Raw genomic sequence first — 24,823 nt, 5'->3', positions numbered from 1 at the left:
CGTTGCAACGGGTCACCACAACAAATCCACCACCGCACCAACCGCCAGCGCGATGGCCACACATCCATTCATGGTAAAAAAGGCCAAATTCACTCGGGAGAGGTCCTGCGGCGTCACCACCCGGTGTTCCGCCCAGAGCACTCCGCCCACGACCGCCACAAAGGCGGCGTAGATCCATCCTGCCCCTGCCGCCCAGCCCGCCAGCGCAAAGAGCACCGCAGCCACGGCGTGCATGAGACGGGCCACCAGCAGGGCCGCCGGGATGCCGAAGTCTGCGGGGATGGAGTGCAGCCCCTTCTGACGGTCGAAATCCTCATCCTGACAGGCGTAGAGAATGTCGAATCCCGCCACCCACAAGGCGACCGCAACCCCCAGGATCACCGGCGCCGGATGCCACTCAGGTGCCACGGCGATCCACCCCGCGATGGGAGCGAGCCCCAAGACCGAACCCAACACTACGTGGCATGCCGAGGTAAACCGCTTGGTGAAGCTGTAGAAGGCCGACCACGCCAGGGCACACGGCGCCAACGCCAGACAAAGGGTATTGAGCCCGGCGCATGCCCCCACAAAGAGTACGGCGCACCCGGCCACAAACCCCGCCGCCTGCGGCAGGCTCAAGGCCCCTGTCACCAATTCCCGATTCTGGGTGCGGGGGTTTTGGGCGTCGATATGCCGGTCTACGATGCGGTTTATGCCCATGGCAAAGGCACGCACCATGACCATGGCCAAGGTCAAAAGCCCAAAGACCCGCCAGCCGGGCCACGGCTGGGCGTGCCAGAGCATGCCCATGTAGGCGAAGGGCAGCGCAAAGACCGAGTGTTCGATTTTCACGAAGCGCGCCAAGCGCACCAAGAGGTTCATGCGCACACCACCCGCAGGAAGCGTTTTTTGCCCACCTTGAGCACAAAGGTGCCCGCGGGGAAGACGAAGCCGAAATCCTCCTCCTTGCGGCCGTCGATGGCCACGGCGTTCTGCTTGCACAGACGCTTGGCCTCGGCCTTGGAGGCGCACACCCCGCTGGCGGCGAGCACGTCCGCGAGCACGGCCCCCGGGGCGGCATGGAACTCCGGCGTGTCCTCCGGGATGGCGCCGGCGCCGAACACCGCGCCGAACTCCTCCCGAGCCGCCTGGGCCGCCGCCGCGCCATGGAAGCGGCGCACCAACTCTTCGGCCAGATCCTCTTTGACGGTCTTGGGGTGCACGCGCCCCGCCTCCACGTCCGCCCGCAGCGCGGCCACGGCATCGAGGCTCAGGTCCGAGAGGAGCTCATAATAGCGCCACATGAGCGCATCGGAAATGGACATGAGTTTGCCGAACATCTGCGCCGGAGGTTCGTCGATGCCCACATAGTTCCGCAGGGACTTGCTCATCTTCTGCACCCCATCGAGGCCTTCCAGGATGGGCATGGTGAGGATGACCTGCGGCGCTTGGCCGTATTCCCGCTGCAGATGGCGCCCCATGAGGAGGTTGAATTTCTGGTCCGTCCCCCCCAATTCCACATCGGCCTGCAGGGCGACGGAGTCATAGCCTTGCGCCAGGGGATACAAAAATTCATGGATGCTGATGGGCTGCTCGGAAGTAAAGCGCTTGTGGAAGTCATCGCGCTCGAGCATGCGGGCAACGGTGTAGTGGGAGCACAGACGGACGAAGTCCGCCGCGCCGAGCCTGTCCATCCAGGTGGAGTTGAAGGCCACTTGCGTGCGTTCCGGATCGAGGATCTTGAACACCTGGCGTTTGTAGGTCTCGGCATTGGCGAGCACTTCCTCCCGGGTGAGCGCGCGGCGGGTCTCGGACTTGCCCGTGGGGTCACCGATCATCCCGGTGAAGTCGCCGATGAGAAAGATCACCTGATGACCAAGATCTTGAAAATGCTTGAGCTTCTGGATGAGTACCGTATGGCCGAGATGGAGATCCGGCGCCGTGGGGTCGAACCCGGCCTTGACCCGCAAGGGTCTTCCCGAGCGCAGCTTGGCTTCCAATTCCTTCTCGTCGATGATCTCCACCGCCCCGCGCCGGATCTGTGCCATCTGGCGCTGTACTTCTGCTTCCGTCATAGCCCCTCCGTATATTCCCAGGGGCTCATGCCCACGCACCGCCCCTCGGCCCAATCAATGATCACCCCGTGGGCCGCGCCCGGCCCATCGGCCACGGTAAAACGTACCGGCCGGCCCGTGCGAAAACGCGCAAGCACGGCCTTGGGGTCCATACCCAGGCAACTCTCCCGCGGTCCGCACATGCCTACGTCCGTGATGTATCCAGTCACGCCGTCGAGAATGGTGGCGTCACGCGTGGGCACATGGGTATGGGTGCCCACCACGGCGTGCACCCGCCCCCGCAGGAAATGGGCCATGGCCCATTTTTCGCTCGTGGCCTCGGCGTGAAAGTCCACCACGATACACGCGTCTGCAGGCGCAGCGGCCACCAGGGCGTCGGCAGCGGCAAAGGGACAGTCCACCGCCTCCATGAAGGTACGCCCCAAGAGGTTGATCACCACCACCGGCCCCGCCGGCGTGGAATGGAGATGCATCCCCGTTCCTGGTGCGGGCTCCGGATAGTTGGCCGGCCGCAGCAGCCCGTCTCTGCGCGCCAACACGGGCTCGATATCGCGATGCTTCCAGACGTGGTTTCCCGTGGTGCCCACGTGGATCCCCATGGCGCAAAGCTCGCCCCAGGTCTTGGCCGCAATGCCGACCCCGCCCGAGGCATTCTCCACGTTGGCCACCACCACGTCCACGCCCAGCGAGGCCGTCGCTTTGGCCACGGCCTGGCGCGCGATGCGCCGCCCCGGACGGCCCACGATGTCGCCCAAAAACAAGATGCGCATTATTTGGCCACGCCCACGGCGCGTTTCTCCCGAATGACCGTCACCCGGATCTGGCCCGGGTACGTCATCTTTTCTTCGATTTGCTTGGCGATGTCTTTGCTGAGCAAAAACACGCCATCGTCGCTCACCTGGTCGCAGTCCACCATGACCCGTACTTCCCGGCCGGCCTGAATGGCGTAGGCGCGGGTGACGCCCGGAAAACTCGTCGCAATGCCTTCGAGCTCCTCCAGGCGCTTCACGTAGCTCTCCAAAAGTTCCTTGCGGGCCCCGGGCCGGGCGCCGGAGAGGGCATCCGCCGCCTGCACCAATACCGCCAGGACGCTCTTGGGGGGAACATCCTCGTGATGTGCGGCGATGGCATGGATGACATCCCCGGGTTCATTGTATTTTTTCGCCAGATCCGCGCCAATGAGGGCATGCGGGCCTTCCACCTCGTGGTCCACGGCCTTGCCGATGTCATGGAGCAAGCCGGCTCGCCGGGCCTTTTTCACGTCCATGCCCAGCTCCGCCGCCATGATGCCGCAGAGGAAGCCCACCTCGAGGGAATGCTGGAGCACGTTCTGGGTAAAGCTGGTGCGGAAGCGCAGTTGCCCCAAGAGCTTCACCAGCTCTGGATGAATGCCGTGCACGCCGAGATCGAAGGTGGCCTGCTCGCCGATCTCGCGCACCTGCACTTCCATCTCCTTCTCCACCTTCTTCACGATCTCCTCGATGCGCGCCGGATGGATGCGACCGTCACTGATGAGGCGCTCCAAAGAGCGTTTGGCGATCTCCCGGCGCAAAGGACTGAAGGCGGAAAGCACCACGGTCTCCGGGGTGTCGTCGATGATGAGGTCCACACCCGTGGCGGCTTCCAGGGCACGGATGTTGCGCCCCTCACGACCGATGATGCGGCCTTTCATGTCCTCGCTGGGAAGCTCCACGGCGCTCACCGTGTGCTCCGCCACGTAGTCGCTGGCATAGCGCTGCACCGCCGTGGCGATGATCATCTGCGCCTTGCGGTGCGCCGTCTCCTGGGCCTCCACCTCGATCTGACGGATCATGCGGGCGGCTTCATGCCGGGCCTTGCTCTCCACTTCCTGCATGAAACGATTTTTGGCCTCCTCGGCCGTCAACCCGCTGATTTCCTCCAATTTCCGCTGCTGCTCGGCCACCAATTCGGAGAGGCGATGTTCTTTGGCCTCCAGCTCCTTCTCTTGCTTGACGAGCTTTTTTTCCAGCATGCCCAACTCGCTCTCCCGCTGGGCCAATTGCTCGACCTTCTGCTCCAGGCGCTCTTCTTTGGCCTGCAAGCGAGCCTCGCTCTTCTTGAGCTCCCGCTCACGATCCTTGGCGTCCTGCTCCGCCTCTTTCTTGCGCGCCAAGGCCTCCGCTTCCGCCTGCACCAAAATCTCTTTTTTCTGGGCAAGCGCTTCTTTCTTGGCTTCGTCCAAAATACGCGCAGCCATCTGCTGCGCTCCGTCCATCTCCTGCTCCAGAAGATGCTTCTTCAAGAAAAAACCGCCAGCCGCACCAATGGCGATCCACACCAGGGCGGTCATTATTTCACCCATACGCACTCCTTTTTCGAAAATACATGCTTTCCGACGCCGCAAACATCGTTTACAGCGTATGCGATGGGATACACTACTAAGGGGAAGACGACAGGCAGGCCGTTGGAAGGACCCCGGAGAGCCGTGTCGAGAACTCTTTTGAACCTCTTTCGTCAAGAGGGGGTCGGCGGTGACCTTTTAGGCTTCATCCTCGAGGGATGCATGCACACCAGGCCACGAAGCTACCCTAGTTCTGCGTTATTGGCTCAAAAACGCGTTATCGATCACGCACTCTCCAGGGTTTGATGCATTGCGGTATCTATTGTCTGGATGAGCTGAAGTACTCGATGATCGATCTTTTCCATCTCATCCGCGTGCTGCAAACATTCATCGGCCAAACTCAACGCCACATAGATGAGCAGCCGTTCCTTTCCAATGGTTCTGCCTTGAGACTCCAACTGTGCATAGCGACGTTCCACCAGATCGATCACTCGCTGCAGGCGGTCTTCGGTCACATTCGCCTGAAACGAAAGTTCCCGACCCAATACCGTCACCGTGTACCCAGGCATCGCTTACTGGCTAGCAACGTCACGTAATTTATTCAAGATGTTTTCTACCTGCTTTCGTGCGGCCTCGCGCAATTCCTCTGCGGCGGCCAACTCCTCGCGCAGCTGCGCATTTTCCGCCTCCAATTGCTGCAGGCGCTCTCGCAGGGCGTCCACCTTGGCCGCGAGCAACTCAAGCTTCTCCAGCATGGTCCTTCTCCTTGCGCCGCCACGGAAGGTGCACCTGCCTGGCGCGCGCCACACAGAGCATGTCTCGAGGCACATCCTTGGTCACCACCGAGCCCGCGCCCACCACAGCGCCTTCGCCTATCGTCACCGGCGCCACCAGGGCCGTGTTACTGCCGATGAACGCACGCGGCTCGATGCGGGTGCTGTGCTTGCGGACGCCATCATAGTTGCAGGTGATGGTCCCCGCGCCGATATTGGTGTCCGCCCCGATGACAGCGTCCCCCAGGTAACTCAAATGCCCGGCCTTGACCCCTGGGCCCAGGTGCGCCTTTTTGGTTTCCACGAAATTGCCTACCCGGGCGCCGGATTCCAACACCGTACCAGGGCGCAGGCGGGCAAAGGGCCCCGCCACGCAGCCAGGCCCCAACACCGCGCCTTCCAGGTGGGAAAAAGAGCGCACCGTAGCGCCCTCCAGGCGGCAGTCGCGCATCCACACATGGGACTCCACCCGGGAGCCTGCCATAATCTGGCTTTTACCGTAAATTTCTACCGGCCCGATGATCTCCACCCCTGGCGCCAGCTCCACATCCGGACCGATGCGCACGCTCTGAGGCATACGCACAATCACGGCACGGTTGCGCCACATATCGACCACGCGCCGCCGCACCACCTCTTCGAGGGCCACCAATTGGGCCGGGGAGTTGACGCCCCAAAAGTCTTCGGCCGCCTCCGCCGGCACCGCGGCCACCCGCAGTCCTGCCTCCCGGGCCAAGAAAATGACCTGCGGCAGATAGTACTCGGCCTGGGCATTAGCGGTATCGAGCTGTTCCAAAAGCGGCCCCACATCCTGCACCCGCAGGGCGTAGACCCCGGCGTTGACTTCACGGATGCCCGCGTCCACCCCCAAGCGGCCCAAATCCTTCTCTTCCACCACGGTTTGGACGGCACCGGAAAAGTCCCGCACCACCCGGCCGTATCCCGTGGGGTCGTCCAATTCCACACTCACGAACCCCACCGCAGCCCCGCAGCTGCGGCACGATTCCACCAGGGCGTCCAAATGGCGCGCCTGCACCAGGGGGGTGTCCCCACTCAGCACACACACGTATTCCACGCCGCTTGCCACCACACGCGGCCAGGCCTCGCGCACGGCGTGTCCGGTGCCCAATTGCTCCGCTTGGAGCACCATGGACGATGCGTGCCCGGGAAATGCAGCCTCAACCAGGTGATGCCCATGTCCCACAACGATCCAGCGATGCGCTACCGAGGACGTCGCATCCAAGAGATAGCCCAGAAGGGGCTTTTCCAGGAGCGTGTGGAGCACTTTGGGGAGATCGCTGCGCATCCGGGTGCCCTTGCCGGCGGCAAGGATCACGACGCCATAGTCCTTGTTTTTCACGTTACGCCCCTCCACGCCGATACCGCCGAAACACTACCGCCGCTCCGGAAGGGTGACGTTGAATTCCAAGACCTCGCAATTGCCCTCTTTGGAGACGTCTATGCGAATATGGTCCAACTCCACAGACACATATTTCTGCACCACACACAAAATCTCCCGCCGCAGCTGTGGAAGAAAATCGTATCCTGAATTCTCCGCCCGCTCATGGGCGACGATAATCTGGAGCCGGTTCTTGGCGACCTGGGCGCTGGTCTTTTTGGATCGAAAATAATTGAAAATCCCCATATCAGCCTCCGAACAGGCGCGAAAAGAGGCCCTTCTTCACCGGCTTGAGAAAGCGGTGCTCCCGCTCCTCGCCCAAGAGCCGCGCCACGGCGTCCGCATAGGCCTGCCCAGCGTCGCTTCCTGCATCCAGGATCACCGGCTCGCCGGAGTTGGAAGCCTGAAGCACGGACTTGGATTCCGGAATCACCCCCAAAAGGGGAATGGCCAGAATCTCTTGCACGTCCTCCACGCTGAGCATCTCGCCCCGCTCCACCCGCATGGGGTCGTAGCGGGTCAAAAGGAGATGCTCCCGCACGCTTTCGCCCTCCCGGGCCTTGCGCGTCTTGCTCTGCAACAGTCCCAGCACCCGGTCCGAATCCCGCACCGAAGAAACTTCCGGATTGGTCACCACGATGGCTTCATCGGCGAAATACATGGCCATCATGGCTCCATGCTCGATGCCCGCCGGAGAGTCGCAGATGATGTAATCCACCCGATCCGAAAGCTCGGCAAGCACCCGCTCCACTCCTTCCGGGGTGAGGGCGTCCTTGTCCTTGGTCTGGGAAGCCGCCAAGATATACAACTTATCGACGCGTTTATCTCGAATCAGGGCCTGATTGAGGGTGGCATCCCCCTGGATGACGTTCACGAAGTCGTAGACCACCCGACGCTCACAGCCCATGATCAAATCCAGGTTGCGCAACCCCACGTCGAAATCGAGCACCGCCACGGAAAACCCCCGCAGGGCCAAGCCCGTGGCCAAAGACGCGCTCGTGGTGGTCTTGCCCACCCCGCCTTTCCCTGAAGTGACGACAATAATATGTGCCACGTTGTTCCTCCTTCCTCTCCCGCCCTTGGGGGAGATTACAACACCTGAAAATCCAATTGCTGGCCGCAGAGACGAATCTGCACACTCCGGCCGATGACCGCCTCGGGCAGGTCCTCGCTCACCCGATACAGCCCGGCCACGGCCACCAGCTCGGCCTCCAGTTCCCGACAAAAAATCCGCGCCGACGTATCGCCCAGCGCCCCGGCCATGGCCCGGCCCCGCAACGGACCATACACATGCACATGGCCATCAGCAATGACCTCGGCCCCGGGGGCCACGGAGCCGAGCACGATGAGATCCCGGCCCTTGGCGTAAATCTGCTGACCCGAACGCACCGGCCGGTCCACCACCATGGCCGACGCCTGCGCCGGAGCGTCCGTGGCCGCGGCCTTCTCCGGCCGGTGGTCGGTCACCACCGCCAGGTCCAACTGCTCGGCCAAGGCCACGTCCCCACCCAAGACCCCCACGGGTACCAGTCCCACCTTGCGCAGCGCGGCCACAAACCCCGGCAAATCCAAACGATCTCGGTCTTCACCCAAGGCCGCCACATCGAGCAGCACCGGAAGACGCCGGAAAAACTCCGGGCTACGCGCCACCTGCGCCTGCACGTCCATGGTAAGACGGCGAAGATCTCCCACAAAAGGACGCAGCACCGTGCACGGCACCATACGCCCCTTGAGCTCAAACGAGGCCATCATTCCTCCTCATCTGCGATCCGCACTTCTCCCGCACCTGCGGAAACCTCCTGCACCCAGGCGGCGATGGCCGGGGCCATCCCTTCCGGGGCCAGGATCGTCATCTGCGCCCGCAAGCCGCAATCCTCCGCCACCAATTGCGCGCCCCACCCGGGCAAGGCGCGGTAGAAGGCGGAGATCTGCGGATAATCCAAGGTGAGCACCAACCGCTGCCAGCGGACCTTTTCCACCGTGGGAAGACTCCCCATGGCCCGGGCGAGCACCCCGGAGTAGGCGCGCACCAAGCCGCCCGCGCCCAGCTTGATGCCCCCAAAATACCGGGTCACCACCGCCACCACTTCCCCCACCGCGGAGGCCACCAACACCCCGAGCATGGGCCGGCCCGCCGTGCCCGCCGGCTCGCCGTCGTCCGAAGCCCGCACCTGGGCGGTATCCCCAGGCGGCCCCAATTGCCAGGCCCAGCAATTGTGGGTGGCATCGGCAAACTCCTCCCGCACCGCGGCGATCTGCGCCTGCGCCTGGGAGGCGCTCTCCGCGTGCGCCACGGTGACGATGAAGCGACTGCGGCGAATCACCTCTTCAGTCCGGTATACCCCGGCAGGGACCAAATATCCGCTCACGCCGCCTCCAGGCGGGCAAAGGCGGCCTTGGCCTCCCGCACGAAGGCCCGCACCAGACAGGGGTCTTTGTCCCCCTCGTCGTCCTCCAGGGCGGTGTGGGCGTCCACCCCCGCCGGGCGCACCAGGGCAACGGCCGCGGCCACATTCACCGGAGACAGACCGCCGGCCACGATCACCGGGAGCGGCGACGCCTCCACCAAGGCGCGGCTCACCTGCCAGTCATGGGTGCGGCCCGTGGCGCCCATGGCGCCGGTACGCGGGTCGAAGGTGTCGGTCAAAAATGCGTCACACACCGGGGCAAAGCGCTCCACAAAGGCGGAAATCCCCTCCACGGCAAAGCCCACCACATAACTCTTGATGATCCGCACCGCCACGGCCTGGCGCACGGCGGCGATGGTCTGGGGCGTGACGTTCCCATGGAGCTGCACCCAGCCCACAGGCAGCCGCTGACAGAGCTCGATGATCTCGTGCGGGTCGGCGGCGTAGGTGATGAGCACTGCCCGGTCGCGCCCCAAGGCCTCGGCAATGGGTACGGCCTGAGCCTCGGTCACGTCCGGCTGATGATAGGCCAAACGCAAGGGAATGCCCACCTGATCCACGCCAAGGCCCACCAGCATACGCGCCTCGGCCACGGATCGCACCCCCGCCACCTGGACCACGCCACGCATGGGTCAACTCCGGCCGGCAGCGCGGCGGCGCTCCTCTTCCAAGAGGGCCTTGGCCACCGTGAGGTCGTACAGACGAGTGGGGTCCACATCCTTGGAACGCTCTTTGCGGAAGAGCTGCGCCCCGCGCTGCACCAAATCCATATCCAACCACCCGTGCCGCTCCCAAATCTCGGGATAATCGGGGTTATAGAGCCGAAACTCCACCACCCCGTCGCGCTCGCGCACGTACATGCGGATGCGCTTGTTGCCCGGCACCGGATAATAAAACACACCACTGGGTGTACGCATACCAGATTCCTCCTGAAAACTGCGCCATCTTCCTAGCCACCGCCGCCCATGGAGGGAAGGGCCCTGCAGCCGATTTTTTTATTTGACAATCAAAACACCGCAATTTAGTTGGCCGATAAAGTTTTTTGAAACTCAAAACAAAGGAGCGCTGCATGTCTTCCTGCACCTGCCACCACCATCACGAGGCCGAGCGCGGCACCCGGTGGGTATGTCTCATCACCCTGGTCACCATGGCCGCGGAAATCCTTGCCGGATGGCTCTTTGGCTCCATGGCCCTCATGGCCGACGGCTGGCACATGGCCGGCCATGCTGGCGCCATGGGGGTCGCCTGGTTTGCCTACGTCTACATGCGCACCCATCGTGAGGATGCGCGTTTCGTCTTCGGGCCCGGCAAGATCAACGCCTTGGCGGGATTTGTCTCCGCCCTGGGTCTGGGGCTCGTCTCCGTGTTCATGATCGTCGAATCCGCCCATCGACTGGTGGCCCCCACCACCATCGCCTTCACCGAGGCCATGGTCGTGGCCGTGCTCGGGCTTATGGTCAACATCGCCAGCGCCTGGCTGCTCCGCGACCGGGAGCAGGCCTCCCATGACACGGACCAGAACCTGAGGGCCGCCTACCTCCACGTGCTTGCCGACGCCCTCACCTCGGTACTGGCCATCGCGGCCTTGGCAGGCGGAAAATTCTGGGGGCTCACCCGCCTGGATCCCATCATGGGCGTGGTGGGGGCCGTGGTGGTCGGCAAATGGGCCATCGCGCTCACCCGGGATACCGCCGCCGTACTGCTCGACATGCGCGCCCCGGAGCATGTGAGCACCACCGTGCGCCAGCGCCTGGAAGCCGCAGGGGCTTCCATCCGGGATCTTGCCTTGTGGTACGTAGGACCGCAAGAGATGGCCGCCTCGGTCTGTCTGGCCGCGCCCAAGGCCGCGCCGCCGGAGACCTACACGGACATCCTCCGCGCCATGCCCGAAGTGGCCTTCGTACGCGTGGAAGTCCACAACCTACCCTGTCCGGGAGAAAAAGACCATGACCACTAGCCCCGTGGACCTCGAAGCCCTCTCGCATCTTCTGGTGGAGTTCTACGAGCGCCTCTCCTCCTGGGAGCAGGAGGTGGCGCGGGAAAGCGGCCTTTCACTGCCGCAGATGCACACCCTGGAAATCCTCGGGCACCATGCCCCGTTGCGCATGAAGGACCTGGCCGAACGTCTGGGGGTCACCACCGGCACCATGACCGTCACCGTGGATAAATTGGAGCGTCTCGGACTGGTGACCCGCCAACCTCACGGCACGGACCGACGTTCCTTCCTTGTGGCCCTCACGCCGGAGGGAGAGCGGCTCTACCAAGAACACCACGGCCACCACCTGCGCCTCACCCAGGAGCTCACCGCGGACCTCACGGAAACCGAGCTCGCCTGCCTCACCCAAACCCTCGCCAAGATGCGCGCCGTCATTTGACAGCGCCACCAAGCTCGCTACAAGCCGGGGCGGAGGTCATCATGTTCACGGTCCCCATCTCCGACACCTATGATTCCCTGCCCCGGCGCGTGGGCCCCATCTCCCGCTGGTTTCCCTCCCTGGCCTTCTACGCCCGGGTACTCGAGGTCGTGGTGCGCGCTGCCGCGAGCACCCGGCGCGGCTACACCCACGCCATGTGGGTGAACGACAGTGTGCGCTTCATCCGCGCCGCCGAGGCCACAGGACTCACCTTCCACGTGGAAGGACTGCACCACTTCACCAACCTCCCCGGGCCCTGCGTGGTGGTGGCCAACCACATGTCCACCCTGGAGACCTTTGCCTTGCCGGCCATCCTGGGCGCCCACCGCCCCATCTGCTTCGTGCTCAAGGAAAGCCTCCTGCGTTACCCGGTGTTCCGGCACGTGGTGAAAAACACCCATCCCGTGGCCGTGCGCCGTCAAAACCCACGGGAAGACCTGGAGATCATCCTCACCCAAGGCGCCGAGCGCCTCGCCCAGGGATTTTCCGTAGTGGTCTTTCCCCAGACCACCCGGCGGCCGGACATCGATCCCGCAAGCTTCAACTCCATCGGCGTCAAGCTCGCCAAGCGGGCCCAGGTGCCGGTGCTCCCCATGGCGGTGGATACCCGCGCCTGGGGTACTGGGCGCATCATCAAGGATTTCGGTCCGATCCGGCCGCACATCCCAGTGCGCTTCGCCTGCGGCGCGCCCCTTGCCATCACCGGGAACGGCAAAGACCAGCACGCTCAGGTGCTCGACTTTCTCCAATCGTCCCTGCGCCGGTGGCACGCATGAGACCGGTGCGCATCCTCGCCACCGGCGGCACCATCGCCATGGCCCCCACGCCCCACGGCTTTGCCCCCCGGCCGGGATACCTGAAGGAGCTCCTCGCCCAGGATCCCCGCTTCCAGCACCCAGAGCTGCCGCCCTTTACCCTCCATGAGTACAGCCCGCTCATGGACTCGGCCACCATGCGGCCCGAACATTGGCACACCCTGGCCCGGGACATCGCCGCCGCCCACGAAGACGGCGCCGGGGTTGTGGTACTCCACGGCACGGACACCATGGCGTATACGGCCTCGGCCCTGGCCTTTCTTTTGGAGAACCTGCACCACCCCGTGGTGCTCACCGGCTCCCAGCTCCCCATGGGAGAGCTACGCAGCGACGCCCCGGACAACCTCCTCGCGGCCCTGCTGCTCGCCGCACAACCGCACTTGCCGGAAGTGGCCCTGGTCTTCGGACACCGCATCCTGCGCGGCTGCCGCGCCACCAAGGTGGACGCCTCGGGGTTCATGGCCTTCGACTCGCCAAACTATCCCGACCTCGGCGCCCTCGGAGTGCGCCTAACCCTCTTTGCCGACAGGCTCCGGCCCAAGCCGCAGGCTCCGCTGTGCGTCCACACCCTCGACCCCCGCGTGCAGGTGGGCGTGGTGCGCCTCTTTCCGGGCATCAGCGCCGCCTTCCTCGCCAACGTGCTGCGCTCCCCGCTGCAAGGCCTCATCCTCGAGACCTACGGCATGGGCAACGGCCCCAGCAGCGACACGGCCCTGCTGGCCACCTTGGAGCGGGCCAGCCGGCGCGGCGTCGTGGTGGTGAACTGCACCCAATGCCTGCGCGGCGGAGTCGACCAAGAGGGCTACGCCACCGGTTCCGCGCTGGCCCGGGCCGGCGTGGTGAGCGGCGGAGACATGACCGTGGAAGCCGCCCTCACCAAACTCCTCTTCCTCCTCAGCACCGAGCCCAGCGCCGACGCCGTGCGTGCCCGCGTGGAAGAAGACCTGCGCGGCGAGCGCACCCCGCTTGCCCCATCCCGTTCATAAGTCACCCTTGTGTTGGCGCACGATCCCCGCGCTCGCATGCTGCACCCCCCAACACGACACCAAGCCAATGTGTCTTTTTGATACATCATCCAGACAACTCGTAGTATACCAATCCGATTCCCACACAAAAACCATCTCCACGAGAAGGATCTTGTAAGCGCATCCAAAATGGCATAGGCAAGGCCCGCCTGTATTCCTTGCATTGGAGAGCGCTCATGGTCTTTGCCCTGCTCGACGACATCCGCATGCGGCCCAAACTGCTCCTTCTCTTTCTCTTTACCGCCATCGTACCCTTGGTGGTGGTGGGCAGTGTGGGAGGCTACTTTGCCATCCATACCCTCACGCAACAAACGGAGCGAGAACTCACGAGCCTTCAGGACATGCAGGCCGACAAGCTCTCCTCCGCCTTCACGATGCTCCAGGCCGTGCTCACCCCCCTTGCCGAGGCCCCGCATGTACGCGCCGCCTTCACCAGCACCGATCTGCATATCGAAGACACGCTCAAGGGCACGGCGCGCTCCCTCAATCTCACGGCCATCGCCCTGGTCACCCACAAAGGTGTCGTACGCGCCAGCTCCCTCAAGGAACTGAACGGTCAAGACCTGACTTTCGGTCGGCTGGCGGCCTCGGCCATGAGCGCTGCCTGGAGCAGCGCCAAAGAACAGAACCGCCCGGTATTCGTGGATTTCTCCGCAGACCCTCTCGGCTGGGGCGAACCCCTGGCCTTCCTCGCCCTGCCGGTCTTCGACGCCGAAGGCGGACGCCTGGGCGTCCTTCTTGCCCTGCTGGGCGCAGATTTCGTCGATCAACCTTTGGCATCCCGCCAGGGACTCGGCAAAACCGGCGAGACTTACGCCATCCGCTTCCTTGCCGATGGCAACCGCTATGAGTTCCGCTCCTCCATGCGCACCATGGGCATGGGCCGCTACCGCCCGGGGGTGACGCTCGACCGACCGCCGGCATACTGGCGGCAAGCCACCCATGAGGAGACTGGTTTCGGCGAGTACACCGACAGCAGCGGCACCACCGTGTTCGCAGCCTTCCGGCCCGTAGACATCCTCGGAGTGCGCTGGATCTTGATCTCCAAGATCGACAAGGCCGAGGTCTTCCAGCCCATTGTCTGGTTCACTCTCGCCATGATAGGGGCTGCGGTCTTCTTCGTCCTCTCCATCACCCCGGGCGTCCACGTCCTGGCCCGACGGCTCAGTGCCCCCCTGGAGGCCGGGGTGCGTTTCGCCCAAGCCATTTCCTCCGGCAACTACACCGCCCGCTGGGAAGTCTCCCAGCACGACGAGATGGGAGATCTGGCCCATGCCTTGAACCGCATGGCCCAAGACCTGCGTGAGCAGGATTGGCGGCGCCGGGGCATCAGCGGACTCGACAACGCCCTGCGCGGCGAGCACACGCCGGAAGAAATCCTGCGCCGCGCCCTGGACTTCCTCACGCGCCACACGGAGGCGTCTTTGGGTCTTGCGTATCTCGCCGAAGAAAACGGCGAACTCTCGCTGCGGGCAAGCCGCGCCTTCGTGGACCGCACCGGGACCTTCCACCGGGTGGAACCCGGGCACGGGCTCGTGGGCCAAGCGATCCAAGAAGGGGAAATCTTGACCTTCCATTTCCTCAAAGACGCAGAGCAAGCCCCAACCTTTTCCTCCGGCGTCCATGAGGCCGTCCCCTCCCATTTGGTGGCCCTGCCCTTGGTATTCGAGGGCCGCACTGTGGGCGCATTGCTCCTCGGCATGGAGGCCCCCATCACCCGCCTCATGCGCGATTTTCTCACCCAGGCAGGACAAAACCTCGCCGTGCTGCTCCAGGCGGCCCTGTCCCGCCAGACCATCGACGGGCTGCTGCGCACCGCCCAAGAGCAGCAGGAGCAGCTGCGCCAGGCCAACCAGGAGCTGGAGACCCAGGCCCGCGCCCTCAAGGAGTCCGAAGCCGAACTCCAGGCCCAGCATGAAGAATTACAAGTCACCAACGAAGAGCTGGAAGAACAGGCCCGCGCCCTCAAGGAATCCCAGACCAAACTGGAGGCCCAGCAAGAAGAGCTGCGCGCGGCCAACGCCAAGCTGGAAGAGCGCACCAACGCCTTGGAAGAACAGAAGATCGCCATGCGCAAAAAGAACATCGATCTGTTGCGCGCCCAAGAGCAGCTGCGGCAAAAGGCCGAAGAACTGGAACAGGCCAACCGCTACAAATCCGAATTCTTGGCCAATATGAGCCACGAGCTGCGCACCCCGCTCAATTCCATCCTCATTCTCTCCCAGCTCTTGGCCGCCAACAAAGACGGCAACCTCACCGCGCGCCAGCAGGAATCCGCCCAGGCCATCCACGCCTCGGGATCGGACCTCTTGCGGCTCATCAACGACATCCTCGACCTTTCCAAGGTGGAGGCCGGCAAAATCGAGGTCCACGAGGAGCCGCTCGCCCTCGATGCCTTGGTGGCGGACCTCCAGCGGCTTTTCACCAGCATCGCCGAGGACAAGCACGTGCGCTTCGTGGTGGAGCGCGAGGAAGGTCTGCCGGACACCATCCTCACCGATGGCCTGCGGCTCCAGCAGATCCTGCGCAACCTCCTCTCCAATGCCTTCAAGTTCACGGACAAGGGCACGGTGACGCTGCGGCTCTTCCACCCCGCCCCGGACCAAGTCCCGGAACACCTCTCCGCCCCAAGGCTTTTGGCCATGGCCGTACAGGACACCGGCGTCGGCATCCCCAAGGACAAGCACGCCACCATTTTCGAACCCTTCCGCCAGGCCGACGGCTCCACCACCCGCAAATACGGCGGCACGGGCCTAGGGCTGTCCATCTCCCGGGAGCTCGCGCGGCTGCTTGGCGGCGACATCACCCTGGAGAGCGAGCCCGGCGAGGGCGCGACCTTCACCCTCTTTCTTCCGGAAAATCCGGCCCCAGCCGCATCTGCAGATCCTCTGCCGCAACAGACCACCGCAGCAGCCGGCGCCGATCCAGCGGCCCTCGCCTCGCCGACAGCGCCAGCTCCCGCTCCAGACGTCCCCCCCGAATCCCAGGATTTCGTGCAGGACGACCGCCGCAGCCTCCAGCCCGGTGACACCATCGTGCTCATCATCGACGACCATCTCGAGCGCGCCCGGCGCATCCGCGACCGCGCCCGGGCCCAAGGTTTCGCCACCCTCCTTGCCCACGACGCCGAGACCGGGCTGCACTTTGCCGACTACCACCGCCCGCAGGCCATCGTGCTGGCAGGAAGCCTCCCCTCCAGCTGGAAGACCCTGGAACGCCTCAAGGCCGACGCCGGCACCCGGGCCATTCCCCTGATCTTTCTCACCACAGCCGAGCGCGGCATGGAGGCGCTGCGCCTAGGCGCTTACACTGTGGCCCCGGAAAACCCGGATACCGCAGCCATCGACGCGGCGCTGCAGGAAGTCCACGCCTATCTCGCCAGCCCTCGGCGACGGGTGCTCATCGTGGACGACGACCGCCTCCAGCGGGACTCGCTCGCCACCCTCATCGCCACCCTGCCGGACGTGGAAATCACCGCCTGCGGCACCAGCGCCGAGGCCCTGGACACCCTGCGCCGCACCCCGGTGCATTGTCTGATCCTCGATTTGGGGCTGCCGGACGCCAGCGGCTTCGATCTCTTGCGCCGCATCCGCGCCGACGAGAGCCTCTCCCACACCCCCATCATCGTCTACACCGGCCGGGACCTCTCCGCGGACGAAGAGGCCCTGCTCGCCCGGCACGCCGAGAGCATCATCGTCAAAGGGGTGCGCTCCCCCGAGCGCCTACTGGAAGAAACCGCCCTCTATCTCCACCGCACGCCCCCAGCGCTCACCGCCGCCCCAGAGGGCGATGCGGATCCTGTGTTTGCCGGCAAGACCGTACTCTTGGTGGACGACGACATGCGCAACGTCTTCGCCCTTTCCAGCATCCTGGAGGACAAAGGGCTCACCGTGCTCGTGGCTCGGGACGGCCAGGAAGGGGTGCAGCGCCTGGAGGAACACGCCCACGAGGTGGACCTGGTGCTCATGGACATCATGATGCCGGTAATGAACGGGTTTGAAGCCATGGCCGCCATCCGGGCGCAAAAGCGCTTCCAAAACCTTCCTATCATCGCCCTGACGGCCAAGGCCATGAAAGGCGACCGCGCCAAGTGCATCGAGGCCGGGGCCAGTGATTACCTGGCCAAGCCCGTGGATACGGAAAAACTCCTCTCCCTCCTCAAGGTATGGCTCTCGCAATGACCCACGGCCCCCACCTGCCCCAACCCGAAGTCATCGAACTGCGCCTGCTCTTGGAGGCCATCTACCAGGCCTACGGCTACGACTTCCGCAACTATTCCCTCGCCCACCTCAAGCGGCGCGTGGAGCAGCGCCTGCTGCTCTCGGGCTTTGCCTCCATCTCGCACCTGCAGCACGAACTTCTCCACAATCCCGAGCTCTTGCCCATCGTGCTCCAGGACCTGTCCATCAATGTCTCGGAGATGTTCCGCGACCCCAGCTTCTATCAGGCGCTGCGCGCCGAGGTCCTGCCCATCCTCGAGACCTACCCGTCCATCCGCATCTGGCACGCCGGCTGCGCCGCCGGCCAAGAGGCCTATTCCATGGCCATCCTGCTCCATGAAGCCGAACTCCTGGAGCGCAGCACCCTCTTTGTCACCGATTTCAACCCCCGCCTGGTGGCCCTGGCCCAGGAAGGCCGCTACCCCCTGTCCGCCATCAAAAAATACACCGCCAACTACCAGGCGAGCGGTGGAAGCGACTCCTTCGCCGAGTACTACACCGTGCGCGACAACCACGCCGAGATGGCCGCCTTCTTACGCGATCGCATGGTCTTCTCCGAACACAACCTGGCCACGGACGGCGTCTTCGGGGAAATGCACCTCGTCATCTGCCGCAACGTGCTCATCTACTTCAACGCCCACCTCCAAAACCGCGTCCTCGGGCTCTTTGTGGAGAGCTTGTGCCCGGGCGGATTTCTCTGCCTGGGGTCCAAGGAGACCCTGCGCTTCAGCGAGCACGCCCCGTCTTTCGAACCCGTGGTGGAGCGCGAACGCATCTACCGCAAGCGCCGGCGCCCCCCTCAGGAGGAGACCCCATGACCGCTGTCTATGCCGTCGTCCTGGGGGCTTCGGCCGGAGGGCTTACCGCCATCCGGCATATCCTGGCGCAGCTGCGCCCGGACTTCGGCCCGCCCATCCTCATCGTCCAGCATATCGCCCCCACTGCAGGCCCCACCCTGGTGGGGGCCCTCACCGACCACAGCCCCCTTCCCGTGGTGGAGGCTGAAGACAAGATCATCCCCACTCCAGGCACCGTATATCTGGCCCCACCCGACTACCACCTGCAGGTGGAGCCCGAAGGGCACCTCTCGCTCTGCCTGGACGAGCGGGTATGCTTTGCCCGGCCCTCCATCGACGTGCTCTTCACCACCGCCGCCGACGCCTTCTGCCCCCGCCTGGCCGGGGTGCTGCTCACCGGCGCCAATGACGACGGCGCCCAGGGACTTTTGCGCATCCACCGTCTCGGAGGCATCACCCTGGTGCAAGACCCGGCCACAGCCCAAGCGGGCGTCATGCCCGAGGCGGCCATCGCCCTCTGCCCCGGGCACCGAGTCCTCTCCCTGGACGGCATCGCATCCACCCTCAACACCTTGGTGCTCCCATGATCCCTGTCACCATCCTTCTCGTGGACGACCGGCCGGAAAACCTCTTCGCCCTGCGGCAAGTGCTGGAAGACGACCCGCACCGCACCCTGCTTTGCGCCCACTCCGGCCAAGAGGCCCTGAGGCTCCTCTTGGATCACGAGGTGGCGCTGGTGCTCCTCGATGTGCAGATGCCGGAGATGGACGGCTTCGAGACCGCAACCCTCATGCGCAGCAGCCGCCGCACCCGGCACATCCCCATCATCTTCGTCACCGCCAACCACACCGAACGCGCCCACGTCTTCCAGGGCTACGCCGTCGGCGCCGTGGACTATCTGCCCAAGCCCGTGGACCCGGTGATCCTCCAAAGCAAGGTGCGCATCTTCGAAGACCTCTACCGGCAGCGCAAGCAATTGGAGGACGTGAGCGCCCGGCTGGACGCCAAGGTGACGGAGTTGGAACGGCTGCGCTTCGAGCTGGAAGAAAAAAATCGCATCCTCCACACCCTCTCCCTGCTCGACGGCCTCACCGGCATCCCCAACCGCCGCCACTTCGATGACACCTTGCGTTCCGAATGGCAGCGCATGCTGCGGGAAGGAAGCCCGCTTGGGCTCATCATGATCGATGTGGACCACTTCAAACGCTTCAACGACCACTACGGGCATCTGCACGGCGACCGCTGCCTCAAGCGCGTGGCCGGCTGCCTGTCTGCGGTGCTCAAGCGGCCTTCGGACTTCGTGGCCCGCTACGGCGGTGAAGAATTCGCCGCCATCCTGCCGGCCACCGACCACGAAGGCACCAGCCACGTGGCCGAGGCCCTGCGCCAGGCCGTGGAACATCTGGCCATCGACCACGCAGCATCTCCCACCACGGACCACGTCACCATCAGCCTGGGCGCCTCTTCCGTCATCCCCACCCCAGGCTGCCACCCCTCGGACTTGGTGTGTGCTGCAGACCAAGCCCTCTACATGGCCAAACAGAACGGCCGCAATTGCTGGTACTACCAGGGCTGCCTCCCGGAAGCCTGCCTCCAGCCCCAAAGCTGACGCCCCCGACCGCGAAAGCCTCTCCGTCCAACGCGACCTTCCTCCCGGCAAACGGCCATCTTCGTCCGATAACCGGCGACCACCGATGCGCCGCTGCCTTCTGCCGTTCCGCCTGCCGCTGCGGCTTGTCGTTCACCAAAAAAGGGATGCACGGCTGGGACATTTTGCTACACCCAAGCCGTGTCCGGGGTTTGGTGGCAATCCCGCCGCCGGTCCCCCAGGCCTTCAGGAGGTTTTCCATGAACACTCGTCACGCGTACTGGAACGTCAACAAACGCATCATGGCCGTTCTTCTCACCGTATGGGCTTTCGTCGCTTATGGATGTGGGATGCTGGGTGCAGATGCGCTCAACGCCATCTATCTCGGAGGATTTCCCCTTGGTTTTTGGTTTGCCCAGCAAGGCGCCATTTATGTCTTCGTCCTCCTCATTTTGGCGTACTTTCTCATCATGGAACGAGTGGATAAACAATTCGATGTGCACGAATAAGGAGAAAACATCATGTCCATCATGACCTGGACCTATATCATGGTGGGGGCGTCCTTTGCCCTGTATTTGGGCATTGCCTGGGCCTCCCGCGTGCGCGACACCAAGGGCTTCTACGTGGCCGGCGGCGGGGTGCCGCCCTTGGCCAACGGCCTGGCCACTGCGGCCGATTGGATGAGCGCGGCATCGTTCATCTCCATGGCGGGCATGATCTCGTTCATGGGCTTTGGCGGGGCAACCTACCTCATGGGCTGGACTGGCGGTTACGTGCTCCTCGCCCTGCTGCTCGCCCCATACTTACGGAAATTCGGAAAATTCACGGTGCCGGATTTCGTGGGTGACCGATATTATTCCACCACGGCCCGCATCGTCGCCTTGGTGTGCGCCATTTTCGTGTCCCTCACCTACGTGGCCGGGCAGATGCGCGGGGTGGGCATCGTGTTCTCCCGCTTCCTCGAGGTGGATGTGAATACTGGCGTGGTCGTCGGCATGGTCATCGTGTTCTTCTATGCCTCCCTGGGCGGCATGAAAGGCATCACCTGGACGCAGGTGGCCCAGTATTTGGTGCTCATCCTGGCCTTTCTGGTGCCGGCGGTGGCCATCTCCATGAAGATCACCGGCAATCCCCTGCCGCAACTGGGCTTTGGCGACCGCATCGCCCAAGGCCCGGACGCGGGCGCGTATTTTCTCCAGACACTGGATGCCATCTGCACGGACCTGGGCTTTGGCGCCTACACCCAGCCCGCTTCCGGCACGGCCATGCTCAACATGGTGGCCGTGACCACCTGCCTCATGGTGGGCACCGCGGGACTGCCGCATGTGATCATCCGTTTCTACACCGTGCCCACGGTGCGGGCGGCCCGCCTGTCGGCCGTCTACGCCATCCTGTTCATCGCCATCCTCTACACCGCTGCTCCGGCCGTGGGCGCCTTTGCCCGCTACAACATGATCCGGTCCGTCAACGGCGTCTCCTACGCCCAGGCCCCCAGCTGGTTCAAAAACTGGGAGCGCACCGGCCTCATCGCCTGGATGGACAAAAACGGTGACGGCGTCATCCAATACGCCAAAGGCGCGCCCTTCCAAGGCAAGCCCAGCTTCACCGGCGCCGTCGGCGCCCAAGGAGAACGGCTCTTGGCCAACACCCCCGAAAATACCCCCAACGAACTCTTCGTAGACCGGGACATCATGGTGCTCGCCAACCCGGAGATCGCCAATCTTCCGCCCTGGGTCATCGCCCTGGTGGCCGCCGGCGGCCTGGCCGCGGCCCTGTCCACGGCCTCGGGCCTGCTCTTGGTCATTGCCTCGGCCATCTCCCACGACCTCTACTACCGTGTCATCAACCCCAAGGCGTCGGAAAAAAGCCGCCTGACCCTGGGCCGGGTGATGATCGGCCTCGCAGTGCTCGTGGCCGGATACTTCGGCATCAATCCGCCGGGCTTCGTGGCTCAAGTGGTGGCTTTGGCCTTTGGGCTGGCGGCATCGAGCTTTTTCCCCATCATCGTGCTCGGAGTGTTCTGGAAGCGCGCCACCCGAGAAGGGGCTATCGCGGGCATGGTTTGCGGCATCGGCATCACCCTCTTCTACATCATCCAGGTGAAATTCCTGGGAATGCGGCCCTGGTTTTTGGGCATCGCGCCGGAGGGCATCGGTATCGTGGGCATGCTCCTCAACTTCGCCGTCACCACGCTCGTCTCCCTTGCCAGCGCGCCGCCACCGGAGGCAGTGCAGGAACTGGTGGAACACGTGCGCATCCCCAGAGGGGCAGGCGCCGCCATCGATCACTAAAACACACGCGGTCCAGAGGGCTTTCCTCTGGGCCGCCTTCGGGACACCTATGCGCCCCAGCGATCCCCAAAGCCCCATCGCCACGTTTCTCAGGCAGACGTTGCCTTTCTCCGACCTGCCCGCTGAGGCCGTCAGCCACCTGGCGCGCCAGGCCACGGTGGACTTCTTTCCTCAAGGCACCCGCATCTTCATCCGGGCCCAAAGCGAGCTCACCCATCTGCTGGTCATCCAAAAAGGGGCCCTCAAACTCTTCGTGGAGGAAAACGGCGCCACGCGCCTGGTGGACATCCGCGGTGAAGGAGCCAGTGTTGGGGCGGTGTGCCTCTTTCACGGCACCCACGCCACCATGGACGCCGAAGCCCTGGAAGACACCTTCGTGGTGGCGATCCCGCGCGAGGTCTTTCTTGAGACCGTGGCAAAATTCCCCGGGATCGCCCAATTCTACCTCAAGACCCTGGCCCAAGGCGCCCTCGACCGCGCCTTCGAAGACATCCGCCACCGGCCGGCCGTGGGCGGCTGCGAGATCACGCTGCCGCTTTTCAGCCAAAAGGTGGAGAACCTCATCCACCGGCCGCCTGTTGCGGTTCCGCTGGGCACCACCATTCAAGCCGCAGCGCGAGAAATGCTGCGCCACGGCACGGGCTCGCTGCTGTTTCGCGAACCATCCGGGAGAGTCTGCGGCATCATCACGGACACAGACCTCCGCAAGGCCCTGGCCTTGGGGATGGACTCCCAGGCCCCGGCAGAGACCATCATGAGCACGCCGGTGCGCACCCTGCCGCACAGCGCCACCTGCTTCGACGCCCTCACCACCATGATGACCGAGGCCATCCATCATCTGGCTGTCGAGCGCGACGGAGAGATCCTCGGCGTCATCAGCTCCCATGATCTCCTCGTGGTGCAAGGCCGCTCGCCCCTGGCCCTGTTTCAGGACATCTCCTCCCAGAGCACCTTCGAGGGGATCTATCCCATCCACGGCCGCATCCCCGCGGTGGTGCGCACCCTCATCCGCGAGGGGGCCAAGGCCGGACACATCACCCGGCTGATCGCCATTCTCAACGACCACATCGTCATCCGCCTCCTGGAGCTCCTCACGGCCGAGATCGGCCCCTCCCCGGTACCCTACGTCTGGATCCTCATGGGGAGCGAAGGCCGCCAGGAACAGACCTTCTCCACGGACCAAGACAACGCCCTCATCAGCGCCGACGTCTCCGAAGACTTCGTGGCCCGGGCGGGGGAAGTCTACTTTCAGGCCCTCACCAGCCGCATGGAAGGGCACCTTTTGCGCTGCGGCATCCCCCGATGCCCGGCGCAGATGATGGCCGCAAACCCCCAATGGCGGGGGAGCCTGACCCGGTGGAAAGCGCGAGTGGACCATTGGCGCGCGAGTCCAGAGCCCACGGAAGTGCTCCAAAGCTCGGTGTTCTTCGATTTCCGCCCCCTCCACGGCCGCCTGCGCCTGGGCATGGAGCTTCGCGACCACATCACCACGAGCTGCGCCGGCCAAGCAGTATTTCTGCGCCATCTGGCGGCCGAGGCCGTGCGCTCCCGACCGCCGCTCACCTTCTTCAAGGGATTCGTGGTGGAAAAGGACGGGGAGCACAAAAACGCCCTGGACATCAAAACCCGGGGACTGTTGCCCTTTCTCGACTTCGCCCGGGTCATGGCCCTCTACCACGGCATCCCCGCGGCCGGGACCCTGAGCCGCTTGGACGCGCTGCACGCCGGCGGTCATATCTCCCGGGACCTCTACAGCGAAACCCGGGAAGCCTTCGAATTTCTGCTCCATTTGCGTCTGGTGCGCCAGCTGGAACAGGTGGAGGCCGGACAGCAGCCCCACAACTATCTCGACCCCAACGCCCTGACGGCCCTGGAAAAGCGCACCCTGCGCGAGGCCTTCGGCCTGGTTTCGGCCCTGCACGAAGTCCTGCGCGACACCTTCCATCTGAGGCTGTGATGCTGCGAAGACTGCTTCATCGCTGGCAGGGCCCGAAACTTGCCCCGCCCCCGGTCCTCATCTCCAACAACGAGGCATGCCGGCATCTGGGCCAAGACCAGAGCCTGGCGGAAACCGTGTTCACGGTCATCGACACCGAGCTCACCGGGCTCTCCCCACGCCAGGATGAGATCGTAGCCTTGGGCGCGGTACGGGTACACGGGCTTTCCATCGTGGCGGAAAAGAGCTTCCACGCCCTGGTGCGCCCCAAGAAGGGCGTTCCCAAGAAAAGCACCCTCATCCACCGCATCACCCCCGCGGCCGTGGCCGAGGCGCCGACCCTGGAAGAGGTGCTGCCGTCGTTTCTCCAATTCCTCCACGGAACCTTCGTGGTGGGGCATCACATCGGCCTCGACATGCAGTTTCTGCGCCGCGCCTGCCGCACGGCATACGGCATGGAGCCGAAAAATCCCTGTCTGGACACCCTGCGCCTGGCCATGATCTGGCGCGAAGAACGCCTGACGTCTCCGTACGAGCGCTACGACCTGCGCATCTCCTACCACCTGGCGGACCTGGCCGAAGAGTTAGGGCTGCCCACCTTTCCCTCCCACGACGCCCTGGCCGACGCCCTCCAGACCGCCTACCTCTTCGTGTACCTGGCCAACAAGCTCGCCACGCCCCTCACCCCGCTCGCGGAGCTCTTCGCCCTGGGCCGCTCCTGGCGCTGGTACCTCTAGTGCCCGGGATGCCTCACCTGCGCGCCCAAAATCCCCCGCCATCGCTGGACGAATGCGGCCTTCTCTG

The 24,823-nt window shown here is 64.3% G+C and carries 24 protein-coding genes, 1 other RNA gene and 1 pseudogene; 12 read left to right on the top strand and 14 right to left on the bottom strand.

All coding sequences use genetic code 11. The features are described 5' to 3' along the window. Positions 1-12 precede the first annotated feature (12 nt). The 14 genes and pseudogenes from BR00_RS04865 to BR00_RS04800 form a co-directional block, all read right to left on the bottom strand. A complete protein-coding gene (locus tag BR00_RS04865; RefSeq protein ID WP_496476490.1) occupies positions 13-861 on the bottom strand; it encodes a UbiA-like polyprenyltransferase in 849 nt (282 codons plus the stop codon). Then, positions 858-2,054, bottom strand: coding sequence for a tyrosine--tRNA ligase (tyrS, locus tag BR00_RS04860; RefSeq protein ID WP_496476489.1), 1,197 nt, complete (start codon positions 2,052-2,054; stop codon positions 858-860). Before tyrS ends, BR00_RS04865 begins: the two co-directional genes overlap by 4 nt. Beyond that, positions 2,051-2,824, bottom strand: coding sequence for a TIGR00282 family metallophosphoesterase (locus BR00_RS04855; RefSeq protein WP_496476488.1), 774 nt, complete (start codon positions 2,822-2,824; stop codon positions 2,051-2,053). The genes tyrS and BR00_RS04855 overlap by 4 nt, the downstream gene beginning before the upstream one ends. Beyond that, positions 2,824-4,377: a ribonuclease Y gene (gene rny, locus BR00_RS04850; RefSeq protein ID WP_496476487.1), complete on the bottom strand. Its 1,554-nt coding sequence runs from the start codon at positions 4,375-4,377 to the stop codon at positions 2,824-2,826. Before rny ends, BR00_RS04855 begins: the two co-directional genes overlap by 1 nt. A 106-nt stretch (positions 4,378-4,483) precedes the next feature. Next, positions 4,484-4,661: non-coding RNA, 6S RNA (gene ssrS / locus BR00_RS04845), on the bottom strand. Between the two features lie 30 nt (positions 4,662-4,691). Further along, positions 4,692-4,925, bottom strand: a pseudogene (locus BR00_RS04840) (cell division protein ZapA); the annotation flags it as partial. A 3-nt stretch (positions 4,926-4,928) separates the two neighbouring features. After that, positions 4,929-5,111 (bottom strand): hypothetical protein, encoded by a 183-nt coding sequence (locus BR00_RS04835; protein WP_496476486.1) that lies wholly within the window; start codon positions 5,109-5,111, stop codon positions 4,929-4,931. Further along, complete coding sequence (gene glmU / locus BR00_RS04830) at positions 5,095-6,486, bottom strand: bifunctional UDP-N-acetylglucosamine diphosphorylase/glucosamine-1-phosphate N-acetyltransferase GlmU (protein WP_496476485.1); 1,392 nt, start codon at positions 6,484-6,486, stop codon at positions 5,095-5,097. The genes BR00_RS04835 and glmU overlap by 17 nt, the downstream gene beginning before the upstream one ends. Before the next feature lie 33 nt (positions 6,487-6,519). Beyond that, on the bottom strand, positions 6,520-6,771 hold the full coding sequence (gene minE / locus BR00_RS04825) for a cell division topological specificity factor MinE (protein WP_496476484.1): 252 nt from the start codon (positions 6,769-6,771) through the stop codon (positions 6,520-6,522). A gap of 1 nt (position 6,772) precedes the next feature. Beyond that, on the bottom strand, positions 6,773-7,579 hold the full coding sequence (minD, locus tag BR00_RS04820) for a septum site-determining protein MinD (RefSeq protein ID WP_496476483.1): 807 nt from the start codon (positions 7,577-7,579) through the stop codon (positions 6,773-6,775). A 35-nt stretch (positions 7,580-7,614) separates the two neighbouring features. Then, positions 7,615-8,277: a septum site-determining protein MinC gene (minC, locus tag BR00_RS04815; RefSeq protein ID WP_496476482.1), complete on the bottom strand. Its 663-nt coding sequence runs from the start codon at positions 8,275-8,277 to the stop codon at positions 7,615-7,617. Further along, the gene (locus BR00_RS04810; RefSeq protein WP_496476481.1) at positions 8,274-8,894 is read right to left on the bottom strand and encodes an IMPACT family protein; all 621 of its coding nucleotides are present in this window, start codon (positions 8,892-8,894) and stop codon (positions 8,274-8,276) included. The genes minC and BR00_RS04810 overlap by 4 nt, the downstream gene beginning before the upstream one ends. Next, positions 8,891-9,562 carry a phosphoribosylanthranilate isomerase gene (locus BR00_RS04805; RefSeq protein ID WP_496476480.1) on the bottom strand — a complete coding sequence of 224 codons (672 nt, stop codon included), beginning with the start codon at positions 9,560-9,562 and terminating at the stop codon, positions 8,891-8,893. The genes BR00_RS04810 and BR00_RS04805 overlap by 4 nt, the downstream gene beginning before the upstream one ends. A 3-nt stretch (positions 9,563-9,565) precedes the next feature. Continuing rightward, positions 9,566-9,850, bottom strand: coding sequence for a hypothetical protein (locus tag BR00_RS04800; RefSeq protein WP_496476479.1), 285 nt, complete (start codon positions 9,848-9,850; stop codon positions 9,566-9,568). A 152-nt stretch (positions 9,851-10,002) separates the two neighbouring features. On the opposite strand from BR00_RS04800, the gene BR00_RS04795 reads away from it, so the two are divergent. The 12 genes from BR00_RS04795 (at position 10,003) to BR00_RS04740 (ending at position 24,756) form a co-directional block, all read left to right on the top strand. Then, entirely contained in the window at positions 10,003-10,890 is an 888-nt protein-coding gene (locus tag BR00_RS04795; protein WP_496476478.1) for a cation diffusion facilitator family transporter, read from the top strand. Then, positions 10,880-11,308: a MarR family winged helix-turn-helix transcriptional regulator gene (locus BR00_RS04790; protein WP_496476477.1), complete on the top strand. Its 429-nt coding sequence runs from the start codon at positions 10,880-10,882 to the stop codon at positions 11,306-11,308. Before BR00_RS04795 ends, BR00_RS04790 begins: the two co-directional genes overlap by 11 nt. A 41-nt stretch (positions 11,309-11,349) precedes the next feature. After that, on the top strand, positions 11,350-12,123 hold the full coding sequence (locus BR00_RS04785) for a lysophospholipid acyltransferase family protein (protein ID WP_496476476.1): 774 nt from the start codon (positions 11,350-11,352) through the stop codon (positions 12,121-12,123). Further along, the gene (gene ansA, locus BR00_RS04780) at positions 12,120-13,148 is read left to right on the top strand and encodes an asparaginase (protein WP_496476475.1); all 1,029 of its coding nucleotides are present in this window, start codon (positions 12,120-12,122) and stop codon (positions 13,146-13,148) included. Before BR00_RS04785 ends, ansA begins: the two co-directional genes overlap by 4 nt. Before the next feature lie 215 nt (positions 13,149-13,363). Then, positions 13,364-17,368, top strand: coding sequence for a response regulator (locus BR00_RS04775; RefSeq protein WP_496476474.1), 4,005 nt, complete (start codon positions 13,364-13,366; stop codon positions 17,366-17,368). Next, entirely contained in the window at positions 17,353-18,225 is an 873-nt protein-coding gene (locus BR00_RS04770) for a CheR family methyltransferase (protein ID WP_496476473.1), read from the top strand. Before BR00_RS04775 ends, BR00_RS04770 begins: the two co-directional genes overlap by 16 nt. Further along, positions 18,222-18,791 (top strand): chemotaxis protein CheB, encoded by a 570-nt coding sequence (locus BR00_RS04765; RefSeq protein WP_496476472.1) that lies wholly within the window; start codon positions 18,222-18,224, stop codon positions 18,789-18,791. Before BR00_RS04770 ends, BR00_RS04765 begins: the two co-directional genes overlap by 4 nt. Continuing rightward, a complete protein-coding gene (locus tag BR00_RS04760; protein ID WP_496476471.1) occupies positions 18,788-19,813 on the top strand; it encodes a diguanylate cyclase domain-containing protein in 1,026 nt (341 codons plus the stop codon). The genes BR00_RS04765 and BR00_RS04760 overlap by 4 nt, the downstream gene beginning before the upstream one ends. A 239-nt stretch (positions 19,814-20,052) precedes the next feature. Beyond that, positions 20,053-20,301, top strand: coding sequence for a DUF4212 domain-containing protein (locus BR00_RS04755; protein ID WP_496476470.1), 249 nt, complete (start codon positions 20,053-20,055; stop codon positions 20,299-20,301). A 12-nt stretch (positions 20,302-20,313) separates the two neighbouring features. Further along, positions 20,314-22,083 (top strand): sodium:solute symporter family protein, encoded by a 1,770-nt coding sequence (locus BR00_RS04750; protein ID WP_496476469.1) that lies wholly within the window; start codon positions 20,314-20,316, stop codon positions 22,081-22,083. A 49-nt stretch (positions 22,084-22,132) separates the two neighbouring features. Continuing rightward, complete coding sequence (locus BR00_RS04745; protein ID WP_496476468.1) at positions 22,133-24,040, top strand: putative nucleotidyltransferase substrate binding domain-containing protein; 1,908 nt, start codon at positions 22,133-22,135, stop codon at positions 24,038-24,040. Next, entirely contained in the window at positions 24,040-24,756 is a 717-nt protein-coding gene (locus BR00_RS04740) for a 3'-5' exonuclease (protein WP_496476467.1), read from the top strand. Before BR00_RS04745 ends, BR00_RS04740 begins: the two co-directional genes overlap by 1 nt. Positions 24,757-24,823 lie beyond the last annotated feature (67 nt).

Source organism: Thermodesulfomicrobium thermophilum DSM 16697 (genome assembly GCF_059568695.1).
This window is presented reverse-complemented; position numbering and strand designations above follow the sequence as displayed.